Below are 17,939 nucleotides of genomic sequence, written 5' to 3' on the forward strand. Positions count from 1 at the left end.
GGGCTACTGCGCAGGAGGAGCAAGCGGGGAAGCAGGCGTCTTCAGTCCGGCGGAGCGTGCCAGCCCCATGACGCCCTCCACCGCCGCGGCGATGTAACCAAACGGATTGGCCCCATCCACCGCGGTGACGTGCACCTCGCCCATCTTCTGCTGGAAGGCCGCGGCCACCTGGGGGAGCTGCTGCGCCAGGGTCATCTGGATGACCTCCGGGCTGACGCTGTTCTCGATGTCGCGCAGCGCGCGCGCCTTGCCCAAGTCCAGCTCCTGCTGCGCCTGGTCCTTGCGCACACTCAGCTCGGCGATGGCCACCTCCGTCTCCACGATGAACCGCCGGGCCTGCACCACCTGGAGCTCCGCGTGGAGCCGTTCGGCCTCCTGCTGGTGCGCGGCCATCTGCACCTCGTGCCACGCGGTGGCCTGTTCGTGCTCACGGCGCAGACGCTCCAGCTCCAGCTGGGCCTTCGCGCCGGCCTCCTCCTGTTCGCGGCGCAGCTTCGCCAGCTCCACCTCCTGCTCGTGCCGCTGGCGTGACAGCTCCAGTTCCTGCTCACGCTGCTGCCGCGCCAGCTCCATCTGCGCCTTGGCGTTCTCCGCCTCCTGCGCGCGCTGGAGCCGCACCAGCTCGATTTTCGCCTGCGCGGCCTCGGACTCCTGCGCCAGCTTCAGCTTCTCCAGCTCCAGCTTCGCGCGCCCGGCCTCCGTGTCCTGCTCGCGCTTGAGCTTCTCCAGGGCCACGCGCTGGCGCGCGACCTCCGCGTCCTGTTCTCGCTGGAGCTTCTCCATCTCCACCTGCGCGCGGCTGACGGCCAGCGCCCGCTCGGAGACGATTTTTGCGTCGGCCAGACGGGACTCCGCGGACAGCGCGTCCAGCTTCGCCTGTTCGTCGGCCACCTGCTTCTTCTGGCGCACCTCCTGCTCGGCGGCCATCTTGGCCAGCGCGACCTCGCGCTCTACGGTGGCCTGCTCCTGCTTCAGCGTGCGCTCCTGGGCGAGCTTCGCCTCGGCCACGCGCGCCTCCACCGCCAGCGCCTCCAGCCGGGCCTGCTCCTCCGCCGTCTGCTTCGTCTGGCGCACCTCCTCCTCGGCCGCCAGCCGCTGGAGGCTCAACTGACGCTCGGCTTCCGTCTCCTCGCGGTGGACGAAGCGCTCCTTGGCCAGCTCCGCCTCGCGCGCCTGCCGCTCCTGCTCATGGCGGAAGCGCGCCTGCATGTTGGCGAAGACGGTGGAGGACAGGACGCGCACGTCCTGGATTTCAATCGTGTCCAGGATGACGCCCCAGCCCGCGTCCGTCTGGTCCTCCAGGCGCCCCCGGCCCGACAGCACCGGCGCGATCTCCCGCACCAGCTCCGCGGCGATGCCCTCCTTGCGCTTGGAGAGGCACTCCTCCACGGACATGTTCGCCACCAGCCGCCGCGCGGCGCCGACGAACATCTCCCGCAGCAGCTCCGCCAGCTTCTCCTGCGCGCGCTCCGGGAAGGAGAAGTTGAGCATGCGGAAGGCCACCAGCGGGTCCGAGATTCGGTACACCGCCAGACCCGTCACCTGCACGCCCACCTTCTCGTGCGTCACCTGGTCCGCGGTGAACTGGAGTCGCTGGATGCTGGTGGGGACAATGGCCACCGAGTCCCCCGGCAGCTTGAAGCAGCTGGCGCCCTGGCCGCTGACCTCCCGCACCCGGCCGCGCCGCATGTGGACCAGGAACTCACTGGGCCGCGCGGTGACGAGCCCCCAGCGCTTCATCTTCTCCGGATCCTCCGCGGGCTTGCCGGCACGCCACCCGTCCACGTAGCGCGGCTGTTCCAGCTTGCCTCCACCCCCTCCGTCCATCCGGGCCAGGTGGGTCCTCCCGCCGCCCTCCCCCGTCTCCTGCGCCTCCTTCGTGCGGGCCGTCTGCTTCGCGCTCATGTGCGTGCCTCCCTGTGGTGGCCCCCACCCGTGCAGGCGGCCGGCCAGGGAGGGGCTCGCCGGGAAATCAAGAGGTTGGCCGGAGGGCGTGCGCCATTCTGGGGCACCTCGTCCCAGGACGGCGCGCCCGGACTGATCCACGACGGCGCGGCGTTGACTTAAGACGTCCTATTGGGAGCACGCACCCACACCCGCAGCGCTCCTGATGTTCGCTTGACCCGAAGGCGCCCCTTTTTATATTTGACCAGTCCGGTCCACATTCAGGTGTGACGGTGTAGGCTCCCCTGCGGCAAAGGCGCTCCGAGGCGCCGGTCGACGTCCCCTCCAGGAAGGTGTTGGAAGCAATGGTGAAGCTGCCGATCTACATGGACAACCACGCCACCACCCCGCTGGACCCGCGGGTGCTGGAGGCGATGCTGCCCTACCTGCGAGAGGACTTCGGTAACGCGGCCAGCCGTAATCACGTGTTCGGCTGGAAGGCCGAAGCGGCGGTGAACAAGGCCCGGCAGCAGGTGGCCGAGCTCATCGGCGCGGCCGAGCAGGAGATCGTCTTCACCTCGGGCGCCACCGAGTCCGACAACCTGGCCATCAAGGGCGTCATCGAGTTCTACAAGTCCAAGGGTGACCACATCATCACCCTCAAGACGGAGCACAAGGCCATCCTGGACACCTGCAAGCGCCTGGAGCGCGTGCGGCAGGAGCGGCTGGACGAGCTGAAGCTGCTGCGGCTGGCGCAGCTGGCGGGCCAGGACGTCACCGAGGACAACCAGTCGGAGCTGCTGGCGAAGTACGACGTGGACTCCGACGAGACGTACCGGAAGTGGGCCGAGCTGCCCACCGGCGGCGCGCGCGTCACCTACCTGGACGTGGAGCCCGACGGCCGGGTGAGCCTGGAGAAGCTGGCTGCGGCGATGACGCCGAAGACGGTCCTGGTCTCCATCATGTTCGCCAACAACGAGATTGGCGTGGTCCAGCCCGTCGCGGAGATTGGCGCGCTGTGCCGCTCCAAGGGCGTGCTCTTCCACTGCGACGCGGTGCAGGGCATCGGCAAGGTGCCCTTCGACGTGGAGGCCATGAAGGTGGACCTCGCCTCCATCACCTCGCACAAGATGTACGGCCCCAAGGGCATTGGCGCGCTGTACGTGCGCCGCCGGCCGCGCGTGCGCATCGCGCCCATCATCGACGGCGGCGGTCACGAGCGCGGCATGCGCTCCGGCACGCTGAACGTGTCGGCCATCGTCGGCTTTGGCATGGCGGCCGAGCTGGCTCGCAAGGAGCTGCCCGAGGAGTCGGCGCGCATCCTTCGCCTGCGTGAGAAGCTGCGCAAGGGCCTCACGGACGCGCTGGACATGACCATCATCAACGGCTCGATGGAGCACCGGCTGCCGGGCAACCTCAACATCTCCTTCGCCCACGCGGAGGGTGAGTCCCTGATGATGGGCATCAAGGACGTGGCGGTGTCCTCCGGCTCGGCGTGTACGTCCGCCTCCCTGGAGCCCTCCTACGTGCTGCGCGCGCTGGGCGTGGACGAGGAGCTGGCGCACAGCTCCATCCGCTTCGGCCTGGGCCGCTTCACCACGGAGGAGGAAGTCGACTACGTGGTGAACCTCGTAGTGGACAAGGTCCGCAAGCTGCGCGACATGAGCCCGCTCTACGAGATGGCCAAGGAAGGCATCGACCTCAAGAGCATCGAGTGGACGGCGCACTAGCGCCTTCCCAGGTAGACAGGGGGGCCCAGGCCCCCTCGCCCGGAGGGCGTTGCCCGCCGGAACCTTTGGTGAGAAGCATCCGTTGAAGGAGCAGGCATGGCTTACAGCGACAAGGTCATCGAGCACTACGAGAACCCCCGGAACGTCGGGACGCTCGACAAGGAAGACCCGAACGTGGGCACCGGCCTGGTGGGCGCGCCCGCCTGCGGCGACGTGATGCGCCTGCAGCTCAAGATTTCCGAGGACGGGCTCATCGAGGACGCCCGCTTCAAGACGTTCGGCTGCGGGTCGGCCATTGCCTCGTCGTCGCTCGTCACCGAATGGGTGAAGGGCAAGACGGTGGACCAGGCGATGACCATCTCCAACAAGGACGTGGCCCGCGAGCTGTCGCTGCCGCCGGTGAAGATTCACTGCTCCGTGCTGGCCGAGGACGCCATCAAGGCGGCCATCGAGGACTTCAAGAAGAAGCGCGCCGCGCGTCAGGCCAAGGCGTCCTGACGTTCGGGAAAGGGAGAGGCGAACCATGAGCGAGCAGGCGACCCAGGAGACGACGCAGCGCCAGGCGCCTGCCACCGCGCCCGTGGCCAAGCCCCCCAAGGGCATCACCATTGCCGACAGCGCGGTGGCTCGGCTGAAGGAGTTGCTGGAGCAGCGGCAGACCCCCGAAGCCGGCCTCCGGCTGGCCGTGAAGGGTGGCGGCTGCTCGGGCCTCCAGTACTCCATGGAGTGGTCGGAGAAGTCCCGCGAGCGCGACAAGATTTTCGAGAAGGACGGCGTGCGCGTCTTCGTGGACCCGAAGAGCTACCTGTACCTCATCGGCACCGAGCTGGTGTTCGAGCAGACGCTCATGGCCTCCGGCTTCAAGCTGAACAACCCCAACATCAAGGCGGCCTGCGGCTGCGGAGAGAGCTTCTCCGTCTGACGCGGCACCACGCGCTCCGCCCCCCTCGCCGGGGTGGAGCCGCCGCCACGCGGGCCCGGCCAGCCGCCGGGCCCTTTTCGTTTGTCCCCTCCCTGCATTGGAGAGCCCCCCTTTGAGGACCCACTTCGACGTCTTCGGCCTGAAGCGCGCCTATGACGTGGACGTGCCGGCGCTGGAGAAGCAGTACCGCGAGCTGTCGTTGCAGCTCCATCCGGACCGCGTGGCACAGGCCAGCGCGCGCGAGCGCCTGCAGGCCCTGGAGGGCACCACCGCCCTCAATGAGGCCTTCAAGACGTTGAAGGACCCGGTGCGCCGCGCCTTCTACCTGCTCAAGCTGCACGGCATCGACCTGGACCGCGAGGACGCGGGCGCGCAGAAGGACATGCCCCTGGCCTTCCTGGAGGAGGTCATGGACCTGCGCGAGTCGCTGGACACCGCCATGGCGAAGAAGGACCTGGGCCGCGCCCGGGCCATGGCGGACGACGTGGAGGCCCGGAAGAAGGCGGCCCTCACCGAGGCGGCGGAGTCGCTTCGCACCCTGGAGGCCGACGCGCCAGGGGCCGGCGGGCAGGAACTGGTGAGAAAGGCATCGCACGCGCTGGGGCGGGTGCGCTACTTCACGCGCTTCCTCGAGCAGGTGGACGCGTTCGAGGAGGAGATTCAGGCGTGAGCAAGAACGGCTACCTTCAGATTCACGACCCGCTGAAGCCCAAGGGGCAGGCGGTGGGCATCGACCTGGGCACGACGAACTCGCTGGTGGCGGCGGTGGTGAAGGACCAGCCCGTCTGCGTCCCAGTGGACGAGGGCGACGCGCTGTTCCTCCCCTCCGTGGTGCACTACGCGAAGGACGGCGGCGTGGTGGTGGGCGCCCGGGCCCGGAAGCTGGCGTCCGAGCACCCCACCGACACCATCGCCTCCGTGAAGCGCTTCATGGGGCGCAGCCCGGACGACGCGGAGACGCGGAAGCTGGGGCACTACAAGTTCGCGCCCGGCGCCAAGGTGGTGCGCTTCGACGTGGCGGGCGGCACGCCGGTCACGCCCATCGAAGTCTCCGGTGAGGTGCTGCGCGCCCTCAAGCGCCGCGCGGAGGCCCACTTCTCCACCAAGGTGGAGCAGGCCGTCATCACCGTGCCCGCCTACTTCGACGACGCCCAGCGGCAGGCCACCAAGGACGCCGGCCGGCTGGCCGGTCTTGAAGTGCTGCGGCTGCTCAACGAGCCCACCGCCGCCGCGCTGGCCTACGGCCTGGACAAGGGCAGCCAGGGCACCTTCGCCGTCTACGATTTGGGCGGCGGCACCTTCGACATCTCCATCCTCAAGCTGGTGGACGGGGTGTTCGAGGTGAAGTCCACCGGCGGCGACTCCGCGCTGGGTGGCGATGACTTCGACCGGGCGATTGCTCAGCGTGTACTGGAGACGCTGGGCGCGTCCGAGGCGCCGGCTCCCGCCTTGGTGGCGGAGGTGCTGGCGGCCTCGCGCAAGGCCAAGGAAGCGCTCACCGACGCTTCGTCGGTGGAGTTCACCGCGGGTGGGCAGACGCACTCGGTGAAGCGCGAGGACTTCGACGCCTGGGTTCAGCCCTACGTGCAGAAGACGGGCACGGTGTGCCGGCGGGCGATGAAGGACGCGGGCGTCACGGCCGGGGAGCTGGACGGCGTCATCCTGGTCGGCGGCGCCACGCGCGTGCCAGCGGTGCGCCGCTACGTGGCGGAGCTGTTCGGCCGCGAGCCGCTGGGCGACATCGACCCGGACCAGGTGGTGGCGCTGGGCGCGGCGGTGCTGGCCAACCTGCTCACCACGGCGGACCGTCAGGACGACGTGCTGTTGCTGGACGTGATTCCCCTCTCCCTGGGCCTGGAGACGATGGGCGGCATCGTGGAGAAGCTGATTCAGCGCAACTCCACCATCCCCACCACCGCGGGCCAGGTGTTCACCACCTTCAAGGACGGGCAGACGGGCCTGGACGTCCACGTGCTCCAGGGCGAGCGCGAGCTGGTGGAGGACAACCGCAGCCTGGCGCGCTTCACCCTGTCCGGCATTCCGCCCCTGGCCGCGGGCATGGCCCGGGTGGAGGTCCGCTTCCAGGTGGACGCGGACGGCATCCTCTCCGTCAGCGCCCAGGAGCAGAGCACCGGCGTCAGCCAGTCGATTACGGTGAAGCCCAGCCACGGCCTCACGGATGAGGAGATCGAGCAGATGCTGCTCGACTCCATCGACTACGCCGAGGACGACATCCAGGCCCGGCAGGTCCGTGAGCAGCGGGTGGACGCCGAGCGCGTCCTGGCCGAGGCGGACCGGCAGTTGGGCGAGCACGGCTCGCTGCTCCAGGAGGGGGAGCGCGCCGTCATCGATTCCGCCATCGCCCGCGTGCGCGAGCTGATGAAGGGCGAGGACCACCTGAAGCTGAAGGAGGCCGTGCACGCGCTGGACGAGGCGTCCCGCCCCTTCATCGAGCGGGTGATGAATCAGGCCATCACCCAGGTGGTGGCTGGCCACTCCGTGGAGGACTACTGACGTGCCCAAGGTGACTTTCAAGAGCCCCCTGGCCGAGGTCAGCGCCGACGTGCCCACCGGCACCACCCTGCTGGACGCCGCCGAGGCCTGCGGCGCCCAGGTGGGGCATAGCTGTGGCGGGGTCTGCGGCTGCTCCACCTGCCATATCTGGGTCCGCAAGGGCCTCGACTCGCTGAGCGAGCAGACGGACGCGGAGGCGGACCGCCTGGACATGGGCTTCGACGTCCGCCCCTATTCCCGGTTGAGCTGCCAGACGGAGCTGGGCGCCGAGGACATCCTGGTCGAAATCACCGAGGAGTCCCTCACCGCCTTCATGGACGAGAACCCCGTCCTGCGCCGTTCGCTCGAGGCCGAGGGAAAATGGCCGCTGAAGAAGTGAGGTTGTTACGTAGTGCTTGACGGGGCGGGGCAGTGGCTCTATACGTCCGGCCCATCGCAGCGCCGCACCGCGATGCCCCACCTGCCCAGGTGGTGGAATTGGTAGACACACTAGATTCAGGGTCTAGCGCCTGCAAGGGCATGGAGGTTCGAGTCCTCTCCTGGGCACAAAGTTGAGAAGGGGCCCCGGTTTCAAACCGGGGCCCCTTTTCGCTTTTCAGGGGTCAGGAACGCGCGGGCTCCACGGCATCGTGCGCCACGTGGTTCGCGGCCTCCCGCGCGAGGCTCCCGCCCTTGCGCAAGTCGCGGATGCGAATCTTCCGCAGGTGGACGGAGACGGCCCCCACCGCGACCTGGCTGATGACGGTGCCCAGGTGCGTGAGCGTGGAGAAGGCCGCCGCGTCCTCCGGCGAGGCCCCCAGGCTGCGAGCCGCCCAGCTCGTCACGAAGTAATAGATGCCCATGCCCGCGGGGACGCCCGGGAGCGACTGCCCCAGGGAGATGGCCCCCAGCACCACCGCCCCGGCGAAGAGTCCGCCGGAGATGCCGATGCCGTGCAGCGCCAGGCCATAGGCCAAGGCGGAGGCCAGCACTGGCGCCACCGAGAAGACGAACACCTTCGCCATGCCGGTGAAGGAGCGCGCGGTGCCCAGGCCCTCGCTGACGTGATGGAGGAAGCCCTCCACCCGGGGGAGCTTGTGGCGGCGGTGCAGCGCGAAGGCGAGCGGGCCGGACCAGTGCGCCAGCAACACCACCAGCGCGACCAGTCCCACGCAAAGTGACACGGCCACCTTCAGCTCCCCTTGGAAGCGGGACAGCGTCTGGCCGAAGGGGCCGAGCAGCGACAGCGTGACGAGCAGCATCAGCGCCGCGAACTCCATCAGCTTGCAGACGCCCACGGTGCCCAGACACCGGAGAAAGGGGATGCGCTGCGTCCTCGACAGGAGGAAGGAGCGCATGACGTCGCCCAGCTTTCCCGGCAGCGCGTTGTGGACGAAGGCGCCGATGGCCACCAGGTGGTAGCGCTCCTTGAAGGGCACCGGCCGGCGGAGGGTGCGCTGCCACTGCACCGCGCGCAGCGGGATGATGGAGGCCTGGAGCAGCATGAAGGGCACCAGCCACACGAGGTGACCGGGCAAGTCCCTCACGAAGTCCCCCAGCGGGAAGCGTGGCTGGAGCAGCGGCCCCGTGCCGCTCAAGTTCCACTTGAAGAAGGCAGTGGACAGCAGGACGACGGACAGCACGAGCCCGAAGACGGCGAGCAGCGCCTTGATCAACGCCCGGCCTCCGGCGTGCCTCGCCCTCCCCTTCACGGCACCAACCGGAGTCGTGGGGTGTTTTCGAGATAGGCCGCCGCGAGCCGCTCATGGAGCTGTACGCAGTGCGAAAGGCCGGACAGGTCCACGGGAGCCTTCGCGGGCCAGCACACCAGGCTGTTGGCCTCCGTGCGCGTCAGTCCACCGTGCGAGCCGAACTCCCAGGCGAAGCCCACGGTGCCTCCGCGCTTCACGGCTTCGCCGAAGAGGACCATGTCCCCCGCGGTGGACATGGTTGGGAGTACGCGGAGGAAGTCCGCCACCGCGCGCTTGCTGAACTCGGTGGACAGTGGGGCCCGGTCCAACGTGTCCAAGGTGTAGACGCCGTCGCGTACGAGCGCGACCGCGCTATTGCCCCGTCGCAGCGCAACAAGGCCGATGTCCGGGCTCCGCGTCACCCGGGCGAGGACATCGGGGTGGCGCGCGAGCAGGGACATGGCTTCCAGCGGCTTGGGCTCGCCGGACAAGTACACATGGGCGAAGTTGCCGCAATCGACAGCCACCGGCGTGAATGGCGCTCGCGGCTGAGTGTCCGGCTCCGGTCGAGTCCTTCCGTCGCAGAGTCCGCGGACCACGTCGTCGGAGAGGGGTCCGTCACCGTGGGGCGCCATCAACCACTGCTCCAGAGGTTGGCCCCTCCGCTGCTCCCAGGGCAGACAGTCCACGTGCCCGTGGTCGGAGAGGAAGACGACGTCGTAGGGCTGCTCCACCGCGCCCGCCACGGCGTACAACTCCGCGAGGTACGCATCCACGCGGTACAGCTCGGCGCGGGATTGTTCGGAGCGCGGCCCCCGACGGTGGGCCACCTCATCGTAGTTACCGTAGACCAGATAGATGACGGGCACACCCCGCGCCATGTCCACCAAGGACTTGGTGAAGGCGAAGCTCCAACCCAGCCGCTGGAGGAAGACGTGGCTGAAGAGGAACGCCGGCTCGTGGCGCCAGTCGTGGAGCCCACGAGCCCAGTGGACGACTTCGCGCGCCGCGGCCCAGGTGTCCATGCCCAGGGAGCGCAGGTAGTCCCAGATGCCGCGCGTGCGCGCGCTGAGCAGCCCCAGCATCTCGTATGAGAACGAGCGAGACATCTGCTCGAAGCTGGCCAGCGTGCTCATGCTCAGCGCGTTCTCGGCCCCCGCGCGGAACAGGGAGAAGTACCCGTGTCCCCCACCGTCGAGCAGGCTGGTGCGGCCCGCGCCGCGCAGACGCTGATCAATGGCCAGCGCATCCGCCGGGGTGTTCATCTGGACCTTGCGGCCCAGCTCGCGGTCGAACCACGAGTACGCCGGCAGGTTGGAGTGGCGCATGCCGTAGAGCAGGCCCGCCTGGAAGTAAGGCGTGGACGTGGGCGCTCCCCAGAAGGCCTCGTCCAGATGAAAGGCCCCCGAGCGGACGAGCCGCGACAGGAAGGGCATCCGCCCCGCGACGAGCGCTTCATCCAGCAGGCTCTTGGGGACGCCATCCAGGTGGACGAGGAGCAGCTTCCTCGCCCTGCGTCCTGGCGAGGGCGGGACCGTCTCCTGGACCTGGCGCACGAGGCCGTGGGCCCATAGGTGCATCGCTGGTGGAAGCACAGCGCTCACGGGTGTCGCCTCCCCTCCTCCGGCAGCCAAGATGGGCACTTGAGAGGACAGCCGCCCCAGGGTGTGAGCCGCCTTCCAGGAGAGCGGGCGGGCAACCGCCGACGTTTCCTGGGAGAGGCCGACCCTGGACAAGAACGGAAGCAAGCGGGCGGGCGCCGTGAGCCACCTCCCCCCCTACTGTCGCGTCAACCTACACGCGGCAGCCACCCGGCCATGGTTGTGACTGGACGGGTGGCGCAGCGCCGCATTCCCCGCGTCAGGAGCACAAAGCACGCGGCTCATCTGGCTCAGCGCAGCTTCACGTACTCACCCAGGTCGCCAAAACCGATGAGGTCGGCTCGGCCATCGTTGTTGATGTCCACGGCGAAGCGAGGGTGCCTGTTCACACGCCAGTCTCCGACGCCGTAGACAAAATCCGGCGACATGAGCGTGGACGCAGAGAAGCTGGAGCCCGTCGACAGGGCGGCGCGGGTCTCACTCTCTCCAAACCCAACAATGTCGGCCCTGCCATCACCATCGACGTCCGCGACGGTGCGCACATGGCGATCCACACGCCATCCCTGGTCCCAGGTGAACTCAGAAGTCCATTGCTGGGTTGGATTGAAGCCAGTGCCCGTGTTGTTGGCCAGCGCGACGTATACGCCACTCTTGGAGAAGCCAACGATGTCCGCCCTACCATCGCCATTGACGTCCGCGACGGCGCGCACGGAATTGGGCACAAACCACTGCTGGTTTACGCCAAAATCTCCCAACCAGAGCCTGGAAGCACCGAACGAAGAGCCCGTGGAAAGAGAAACATATACACCCGCATCACCAAACCCAACGACATCTGCCTTACCATCACCATTGACGTCCGCGACGGTGCGCACATGGCTCTCCACTCGCCATTGACCGGCATTGTAGCCAAAATCCCCCACCCAGAACTGGGGCGCACCAAAGCCGAGGCCATTCGACAGCGCGACGTGTACGCCAGCGTCATGGAAGCCAATGAGATCCGCCTTGCCATCGCCATTGACGTCCGCGACGGTACGTGGGTGCCGGTCCACGCGCCAGTTCTGAGCATAGCCGAAAGCTTGAAGATGGAGCAGCGAGGGAGCGAAGTAACCGGCATCTAGAGATGGGGGCACGTACACGGTCCGGGAGACAAACACGCCCGAATAGCCGAAGCCGACGATGTCGGGGAGTCCATCACCAGTGACATCCCCCATGACACGCTCGTGGTGGCCCACCTCCCACCCTCCAGCGCTCTGGTCAGCGCCAAACTGGCGCCCCCACATCGAGTCACCGTAGAGCAGGGCGGCGCCCTTGATGTCATACTGACTCAACCGACCGCCCCGACGCCAGCGACTGTCGCCACACTCATACATGACCGAATCGAAATCGACGTCTTCCCCGAACACCGTATCGGCGTCGTCAGCCCCCCTCCCCCGACAACTGGACGAACTGATTCTCGCCTCCTCATTGGCGAAGCCGAGCGCATGACCGAATTCGTGGACCGCCATGGCACGGATGCAGCGCTCCCGCGTGTCCTGACAGTCCTGCATCCAATGCTGGAAAGAGAGGTTGAGCACCATGGCGCCATAGAGCGCCTCATTGAGCCACCCCAAGCCATTCGTAAAGGAGCCATCGGAGGTATCTTCAATGAGGATGCGGATGCTCCCCGGATTCCCGAGACACGCCCCCCAGCCAGTGAAGTCGAGCGGCGTGACCAGGCCCCAGGTGCCCTCGACCGCGCTCCGCACCCATTCTCGTTCGACATCGCCAGCGGCCGATGGGTTCTCCCAGCAGACGGAGATGGTTCGAGAATCCCAAATGTATGTCGAGGCAGCGTAAAGCCCTGCCGAGTCAGCATCGATGGTCGCCTCCTGATCGAACGATGTCAGCGCATCGTCGGATCCACCACAACCCGTGACGAGGAGGCCTCCCACGAACGTCAGGATGAGAGGCAGAGCATGGAAGGTCAGGGTTCGCCGCACGAGGCTCTCACTTGTCTGGACGGGAACCGTCCGGCTCCGGAATGGGGGTATCAACGGCGGAAACAATGCATTGAAGCGCGAAGGATGGACACACACCTGCTGCTCAACCCCTAACGGATGATATACGACACCCTGCCAGCACAGGCGCTGTCCCGAGCACAGCCAACGCGAATCCGGTACGTACCCGCGACCTTCGCCGTGTACCGGATGTGGGAGAGGCTGTCATAGGCATCGTCGTTGCTCGCGACCCCGGTATACGTATTGGTGCTGGTCTCGTATCGATCCAGGTGCAAGTACGTGTCCCCCCTGGCGGTGGCGTACATCACCATGGCTGTCCCCACATAGAGGGTCTCTCCCGCCGACAACGAGACGTTCTGGGCGACAGTGTTACGCGTCGCATTGTTGGTGCCGCTGGTCGCGAAATCAAACGTCACCGGTGTCGCTGGCCCTTGAGCAGGACACAGCCGCGTGTTGGTCGCCACAGCGCAATACGCATCGATGGCGGGCCGCACGTAGTTGATGGATTCAGCGTTGCAATTGGCATCCGTGCAACTACCAATGGACGTGACGACATTGACGGCATAGCATTCGCCCGCCGGTCCGACGCGCTTGACGTAGTCCTTGTTGCCACGCACGAGGATACCAGCCAGCAAATAGCTGCCGTCGATTTTCGCATAGACGCCCGACCCTGAGTTGCCTCCGAAGGTATCCGTGTCGCCGAAGAAAAAGTCCAACGTGGAAGCACGCGAGGCAAGCACCTTGCCCCCCGAATCAATCTTGAAGGGGATGCCGCTACCCGAGCCGATCACAGCCAACTGGGTCGTCGTCGACAGCGCCACGCTGTCCATGCGAACAGGTGCTGGAACAGCACGCAATGCACTGACAGGGCGGTCCAACTGGACGATGGCATAGTCCAACTGACGGCCACCCACCGTGGATGCGTTGCGCACGACGACGCGACTGCACCTGAAGACGTCTTCCGACGTCACCGGCTCCAGGGTGGTCGCTCCCGTTCGGTAATATTTGAAGACGAAGCGCGTGGATGCACACGACAGCGGCCCCTTCACACAGTGGCCCGCCGTGAGCACCAGGTCGTTATCAATGAGCGTGCCTGAACAAAAAGCAGCCGTCGGGTCATTCAAGAACCTCTGGTCGGAACAAAGGCCCTGGGCTTCCTGTAGCGTCTGCGAGAAGAAGCCGATGCTCGAGGGGTTGCTCGTGTCGAGGTCCGCGACGTCCACCAACGCCACGGTCGATTCCCGGGTGAACTTCTTCAGAGTCGCATCGGAGTGCGCGTAATAGTCCTTGCGGTCATCAACGCCGTAAACCACGCGCTGCCGCAGCGCGTCCGTGGGGGCGGACGTGTCGCCTCCCTTTGTCATGGGGCCAGAGTCCTGCACGCACGCCACTGAAAGGGAACAGAGCAGCACGCCGAAGAGCTTCCGTCGCACGTGAGTGAGAATGACCTGCATGGAGGGCGGCCCCTGCTGGAGTTGAGAACCTGGAATGTCGAGCAGCAAACATTCCAGGAACTACCAGTATTTATCGAAAGTCCGCAAGCATCTTTGAACGAATTTCAGCATGAACCTGGACCTAATTCGAGCTGCGGCACGCGGGCATCCATGATTCGAAAAGAAGACAACTTGACACACGGAGCCCCCATGCCCCGTACGCCATCAGCGTCCGTTCGACGAAATGTGCGCTGCGCCAGAAGTCGGCGCACGGAAAGATGCACGTAGAGTCATTGCATCTGGCTAGCAGCCGTTCCAGCAATGACGGTTGGCCGTCATCGAAGCGCGCGGATTTCTGGCCATGACCGGCCAGACGTTCCCAATGAGCGCAATTGCGGCCTGCCGACCCTGAAGGGCAGGAAGCTGCCATCTACAGACAAAAGCGCAACATATCAAAAGGGGTTGCAAACGCATCATGTATATCTGATCGCCCCGTGGCTGAATACGTCCCCCGCGCCCGGCCATGGTCCGTCCCCGCCGCAAGGAGCCCCACATGGCCCACAAGTCCCAGCCGGACTACTCCAGTCATGCCCTTGATGGATTGAAGCAAGCTTTGCGCGAGTGCCTGAAGACCAACCAACTCGCGCACAGAGAGTTGCTGTGGGAGTCAACCCACGGCAGGGAGGCACCGCTTGAGAACGAGCGGGACGTCGAGGCCTGGTTCCTGGGCCCCCGCGCGGAGAACGCGGACATCTTCGAGCAACTGGTGCTGGAGGCCCTGAGAGACCACTCCTTCTGGCGCCGGAACTTCCACCCGATGGACCCACCGGCCATCACCCAGAGCATCAAGAGAGACCCGGGCTACCTCCGGGCGCTCGACACACTGCACACCGAGTTCGACAACCTCCTGGCCGAACTGAAGAAGTCCGCGCCGTTCTTCAGCATGCGCTACCAGGGCCACAGACATGGGAGCAGACGCTCCCGGGCATGGCCGGCTACTTCGCGGCCATGCTCTACAACCAGAACAACGTCGCGCTGGAGGCCTCACCGCTGACGACGGTGCTGGAGGTCCGGGCTGGCGAGGACCTGTGCCGGATGGTGGGCTACACCCAGCAGAACGGCATCCGGCCCTGGAGCCATCTGACCAGCGGTGGAACCACCGCCAACATCGAGGCGATGTGGGCCTCGCGAAACTTGAAGTTCTATCCCCTGTCCCTGCGCGAGGCCATTCAGCGGGAGTCCACGCTTTCCGCCGCGAAGGCCCTCAAGGTAACGCTGCCCTCGGGAACCCAGGCACGTCTGGTTGACCTGGATGTGTGGCAAGCGTTGCACCTGGATGTGGACGAGGTGCTGGGCCTCCCCACCCGCATCCATGAGCAGTTCAAAATCCCGCCGGAGACCCTGACGGCGAACGTGAGCAACTACATGCTCCAGGATCTGGGGCTCGTGGAGTTCACCCGCCGCTACCTGGGAGACCTCCCTGCGCCCGTGTTCATGGTCCCCGGCTCGAAGCACTACTCGCTGCCCAAGGCGGCGGCGATTCTGGGCATCGGCGCGGACCACATGTCCAGCATCCCTCTGGATGAAGAGGGGTGCATGGACGTGTCGGCCCTGGAGGCGCGGCTGGACCAATGCATGAAGGACAAGCAGCCCGTCATCGCGGTGACGGCGATGATGGGGACGACGGAGGAGGGGTTGGTGGACCCGCTCGCGTCCGTGCTGGCGCTTCGCCGGCAGAAGTACCATCCGCAGGGGATGTCATTCTGCGTGCACGCCGACGCGGCCTGGGGCGGGTACTTCGCCTCACTCCTCCGCGCGCCGCCGAGTTCAAACAAGCGCCTCGCGGGGCCTCCCGCCCCCGTGCTGTCACTGAGCCGCTATGTCACGGAGCAGTTCGAGGCCCTCCCGGAGGCGGACACCATCACCGTGGACCCGCACAAGACGGGCCACCTGCCCTACCCCGCCGGTGCGCTGTGCTACCGCAATCAGTCCATGCGCAGCCTGGTGGCCTTCGAGGCGCCCTACATCAACACAGCGGGGAGCCAGGAGGACCTCACCGTGGGCAAGTACGGCATAGAGGGCTCCAAGCCCGGTGCCGCAGCGGCGGGCGTGTACCTCAGTCATGCCGTCGTGCCACCCGACCAACGTGGCTACGGGAAGATCCTCGGAAGGGCGCTCTACAACTGCAAGCTCTTCCATGCCCGGCTACTGACGATGAACACCGTGGCGAGCGACTTCGTCGTGGTACCGGGACCGCGATTCAAGCTCTCCGACTCCCTCAAGCGCAAGTACGGCGGAGAGAAGCAGGCGCTGGAATTCCTGCTTCAGCAAATCCAGGGCATGCGTCAGGAGCAGCTCCTTATCGCCTCGGGTGAGGAGGAACTGGAGCTGCTGCGCGAAACGGGCGCGGACCTCAACATCCTCACCTACGCCTTCAACTTCAAGACCGAGAAGGGACTCAACGCGAGCCTGGAGGAGGCAAACACCTTCAACCGGAAGATCTACGAGCGCCTGGGTGTCAAAGCCGATGGCCGCGACATCTACGGCTACCGGCTGCTGGTGAGCACCACGGACTTCATCGAGGAGGACTACGGCAATAAGTTCTTCGACGACTACAAGACGCGCTTGTTGGGGAGCGGCGCGGCGTCGGGACGTGGTGAGGAGGGCCGCATCACCGTGCTGCGCTCCGTCATCATGGACCCCTGGATTACCGAAGACCTCCAGGGGCGGCCGTTCCTCGACACCATCATCGAGGAGCTGCGAGCGGCCGTGATGGACGCGCTCAACGAGATGCGCGGCACCTCATCGAAGCGCTCGCGCTAACGCGCTTCAGGGAGCTCGGTCAGCGGCGAGGTTGTTGAGCCCGTGAGGCATTGGATTTCTCAAGGCCCGGCAGCCTCGTCGTCTTCGGAAAACCTCGTCTGCATCCGCGAGAGCGGGGCGCTGGTGCTCAGCACGCACCGGCTTCAGTCACGGACTTCCCTTACCGCCTGATGCGCAGCGTGACGGAGGTGAACACCTCGATGCGCTGTCCGCCTTCCTGGATGAAGCGGCTGGTGTAGCTCACCGGCTTGATGAAGATTCCGAACGCATCATGCTCGGTGTTGGATTTGACGCTGAACCACGCCATCTGAAGCGCCCCCATGCATGCGCCCGTGCAGCCCACGCCCTTGGCGCTGCGGTGCACGAACACCGTGCCTCCCTCAATCTGGTTCGAGTTGTTGGTGCGCGGCTTCGGCACGGAGATGAACAGTCGCCGCCCGGTGCTAGGATCTTCCCAGACGGCGCCCAGCAGGAGACCGCCGGTGCTGTCGGCGTTGGTGCCCATGGGGCGGAGCGTGACGTCAATGGAGCCACCGTTGTCGATGGCCGAGTTGACCTGGACGAGTTCCTCCTTCGTGGTCCACCCCAACCAGTGGAGTTGCGGGAGGCTGTAGTTGCCTGACGGACTGATGCCCATGTACGTGCTCGTGTCGCCAGAGGTGTCGTGCTTGCCGGTTACAGGGGCTCGCCGGTCGCCATGCGCGAGACCGAGAACGTGCCCCGCCTCGTGGGCGTAGTCCCGGAACAGATTTCCTTTCATGTAGATGCGCCGCCCCGCGAAATGCGGGGATCTGCACATCCCGCTGGGCAGCACATACACGGTCATGAACGCGTTCGAATTGGACTTCTGGATGGCCTACCGTTTGGCCTTTCCGCAATCGGCGGTCGTCACATGCACCGCCTGCGAACCGATGAGCTCCAGGTCCACCTGGTTCCGAGACGCGATGGAGTAGAAGTCGCGCAGATTTCGGATGTCGTTTTGGATGGCCGCCATCGGCTGTGCGCGCAGCGAGGACCAATTGGCCGCCGTGCAGCCATCAGACTGCACCGCTTCAAGGAAGACACCATCCTCGAGCTCCGGGTGCTCGAAGGTCTCGCACGTCGCCCACATCTCACTCCAGTGCGCCCAATCGCAGTGACGTACGTCTCGACACAGGAGAGCGCCACATCGAGGGCCGGAGAGACGACCGCTTGGCCCGAGGACTCGACGGACGCCGCGATATCGGGGCCGCCCGACTGCTCGGAGGTGGGCGGCTCCTCTTCTCCTCCATTGCATCCTGACACGAGTGTTCCGCACAGCATCACGAGAGTAATTGACAGCTTTGGCATACGCCCCCACCGCGCAGCCCTTGGCTGCGTACCACT

15 protein-coding genes and 1 tRNA gene are annotated in these 17,939 nt (G+C 66.2%); 9 read left to right on the top strand and 7 right to left on the bottom strand.

Going from position 1 to position 17,939, the window contains the following annotated elements:
- Positions 1-3 precede the first annotated feature (3 nt).
- Positions 4-1,905 carry an SPFH domain-containing protein gene (locus OZ403_RS26425; RefSeq protein ID WP_268782080.1) on the bottom strand — a complete coding sequence of 634 codons (1,902 nt, stop codon included), beginning with the start codon at positions 1,903-1,905 and terminating at the stop codon, positions 4-6.
- A 347-nt stretch (positions 1,906-2,252) separates the two neighbouring features.
- Between OZ403_RS26425 and OZ403_RS26430 the strand changes: the two genes are divergently transcribed.
- The 7 genes from OZ403_RS26430 to OZ403_RS26460 all read left to right on the top strand — a co-directional run bounded on the left by OZ403_RS26430 (position 2,253) and on the right by OZ403_RS26460 (position 7,596).
- On the top strand, positions 2,253-3,614 hold the full coding sequence (locus OZ403_RS26430; RefSeq protein ID WP_237078457.1) for an IscS subfamily cysteine desulfurase: 1,362 nt from the start codon (positions 2,253-2,255) through the stop codon (positions 3,612-3,614).
- Between the two features lie 96 nt (positions 3,615-3,710).
- Complete coding sequence (iscU, locus tag OZ403_RS26435) at positions 3,711-4,112, top strand: Fe-S cluster assembly scaffold IscU (protein WP_002634235.1); 402 nt, start codon at positions 3,711-3,713, stop codon at positions 4,110-4,112.
- Between the two features lie 25 nt (positions 4,113-4,137).
- On the top strand, positions 4,138-4,536 hold the full coding sequence (locus OZ403_RS26440) for a HesB/IscA family protein (RefSeq protein WP_002634234.1): 399 nt from the start codon (positions 4,138-4,140) through the stop codon (positions 4,534-4,536).
- Positions 4,537-4,648: 112 nt separating this feature from the next.
- Positions 4,649-5,206, top strand: a complete 558-nt coding sequence (gene hscB, locus OZ403_RS26445) for a Fe-S protein assembly co-chaperone HscB (protein WP_140856062.1) — start codon at positions 4,649-4,651, stop codon at positions 5,204-5,206.
- Positions 5,203-7,050 carry a Fe-S protein assembly chaperone HscA gene (gene hscA, locus OZ403_RS26450; RefSeq protein WP_140799388.1) on the top strand — a complete coding sequence of 616 codons (1,848 nt, stop codon included), beginning with the start codon at positions 5,203-5,205 and terminating at the stop codon, positions 7,048-7,050. The genes hscB and hscA overlap by 4 nt, the downstream gene beginning before the upstream one ends.
- A gap of 1 nt (position 7,051) precedes the next feature.
- On the top strand, positions 7,052-7,429 hold the full coding sequence (locus tag OZ403_RS26455) for a 2Fe-2S iron-sulfur cluster-binding protein (protein WP_011554983.1): 378 nt from the start codon (positions 7,052-7,054) through the stop codon (positions 7,427-7,429).
- Positions 7,430-7,512: 83 nt separating this feature from the next.
- Positions 7,513-7,596: transfer RNA gene (locus OZ403_RS26460), tRNA-Leu, on the top strand.
- Positions 7,597-7,652: 56 nt separating this feature from the next.
- Here OZ403_RS26460 and OZ403_RS26465 read toward each other — a convergent pair.
- The 4 genes from OZ403_RS26465 to OZ403_RS26480 all read right to left on the bottom strand — a co-directional run bounded on the left by OZ403_RS26465 (position 7,653) and on the right by OZ403_RS26480 (position 13,820).
- The gene (locus tag OZ403_RS26465) at positions 7,653-8,741 is read right to left on the bottom strand and encodes a lysylphosphatidylglycerol synthase transmembrane domain-containing protein (RefSeq protein ID WP_140794121.1); all 1,089 of its coding nucleotides are present in this window, start codon (positions 8,739-8,741) and stop codon (positions 7,653-7,655) included.
- A complete protein-coding gene (locus OZ403_RS26470; protein WP_174259430.1) occupies positions 8,738-10,300 on the bottom strand; it encodes an alkaline phosphatase family protein in 1,563 nt (520 codons plus the stop codon). Before OZ403_RS26470 ends, OZ403_RS26465 begins: the two co-directional genes overlap by 4 nt.
- Positions 10,301-10,611: 311 nt before the next feature.
- Positions 10,612-12,300, bottom strand: coding sequence for an FG-GAP-like repeat-containing protein (locus OZ403_RS26475; protein ID WP_268782081.1), 1,689 nt, complete (start codon positions 12,298-12,300; stop codon positions 10,612-10,614).
- A gap of 110 nt (positions 12,301-12,410) precedes the next feature.
- Positions 12,411-13,820 carry a trypsin-like serine peptidase gene (locus OZ403_RS26480; RefSeq protein ID WP_268782082.1) on the bottom strand — a complete coding sequence of 470 codons (1,410 nt, stop codon included), beginning with the start codon at positions 13,818-13,820 and terminating at the stop codon, positions 12,411-12,413.
- A gap of 484 nt (positions 13,821-14,304) precedes the next feature.
- Here OZ403_RS26480 and OZ403_RS26485 point away from each other — a divergent pair, with 484 nt between their 5' ends.
- Positions 14,305-14,805, top strand: coding sequence for a hypothetical protein (locus OZ403_RS26485; RefSeq protein ID WP_268782083.1), 501 nt, complete (start codon positions 14,305-14,307; stop codon positions 14,803-14,805).
- Positions 14,739-16,574 (top strand): pyridoxal phosphate-dependent decarboxylase family protein, encoded by a 1,836-nt coding sequence (locus tag OZ403_RS26490; protein ID WP_268782084.1) that lies wholly within the window; start codon positions 14,739-14,741, stop codon positions 16,572-16,574. The genes OZ403_RS26485 and OZ403_RS26490 overlap by 67 nt, the downstream gene beginning before the upstream one ends.
- Positions 16,575-16,734: 160 nt before the next feature.
- Here the strand turns inward: OZ403_RS26490 and OZ403_RS26495 are convergent, their stop codons facing one another.
- On the bottom strand, positions 16,735-17,334 hold the full coding sequence (locus OZ403_RS26495) for a hypothetical protein (protein WP_268782085.1): 600 nt from the start codon (positions 17,332-17,334) through the stop codon (positions 16,735-16,737).
- 96 nt (positions 17,335-17,430) lie between these two features.
- The gene (locus OZ403_RS26500; protein ID WP_268782086.1) at positions 17,431-17,685 is read right to left on the bottom strand and encodes a hypothetical protein; all 255 of its coding nucleotides are present in this window, start codon (positions 17,683-17,685) and stop codon (positions 17,431-17,433) included.
- Positions 17,686-17,939: the final 254 nt, after the last annotated feature.

The organism is Myxococcus sp. NMCA1, assembly GCF_026810205.1.
Taxonomy (GTDB): Bacteria; Myxococcota; Myxococcia; order Myxococcales; family Myxococcaceae; genus Myxococcus; species Myxococcus xanthus_A.

Coding starts and splice junctions, on each gene's coding strand:
- OZ403_RS26425 (WP_268782080.1), bottom strand. CDS start 1,905: ATGAGCGCGAAGCAGACGGCCCGCACGAAGGAGGCGCAGGAGACGGGG.
- iscU (WP_002634235.1), top strand. CDS start 3,711: ATGGCTTACAGCGACAAGGTCATCGAGCACTACGAGAACCCCCGGAAC.
- OZ403_RS26440 (WP_002634234.1), top strand. CDS start 4,138: ATGAGCGAGCAGGCGACCCAGGAGACGACGCAGCGCCAGGCGCCTGCC.
- OZ403_RS26470 (WP_174259430.1), bottom strand. CDS start 10,300: ATGCACCTATGGGCCCACGGCCTCGTGCGCCAGGTCCAGGAGACGGTC.
- OZ403_RS26485 (WP_268782083.1), top strand. CDS start 14,305: ATGGCCCACAAGTCCCAGCCGGACTACTCCAGTCATGCCCTTGATGGA.
- OZ403_RS26490 (WP_268782084.1), top strand. CDS start 14,739: ATGGCCGGCTACTTCGCGGCCATGCTCTACAACCAGAACAACGTCGCG.
- OZ403_RS26495 (WP_268782085.1), bottom strand. CDS start 17,334: ATGAAAGGAAATCTGTTCCGGGACTACGCCCACGAGGCGGGGCACGTT.
- OZ403_RS26500 (WP_268782086.1), bottom strand. CDS start 17,685: ATGTGGGCGACGTGCGAGACCTTCGAGCACCCGGAGCTCGAGGATGGT.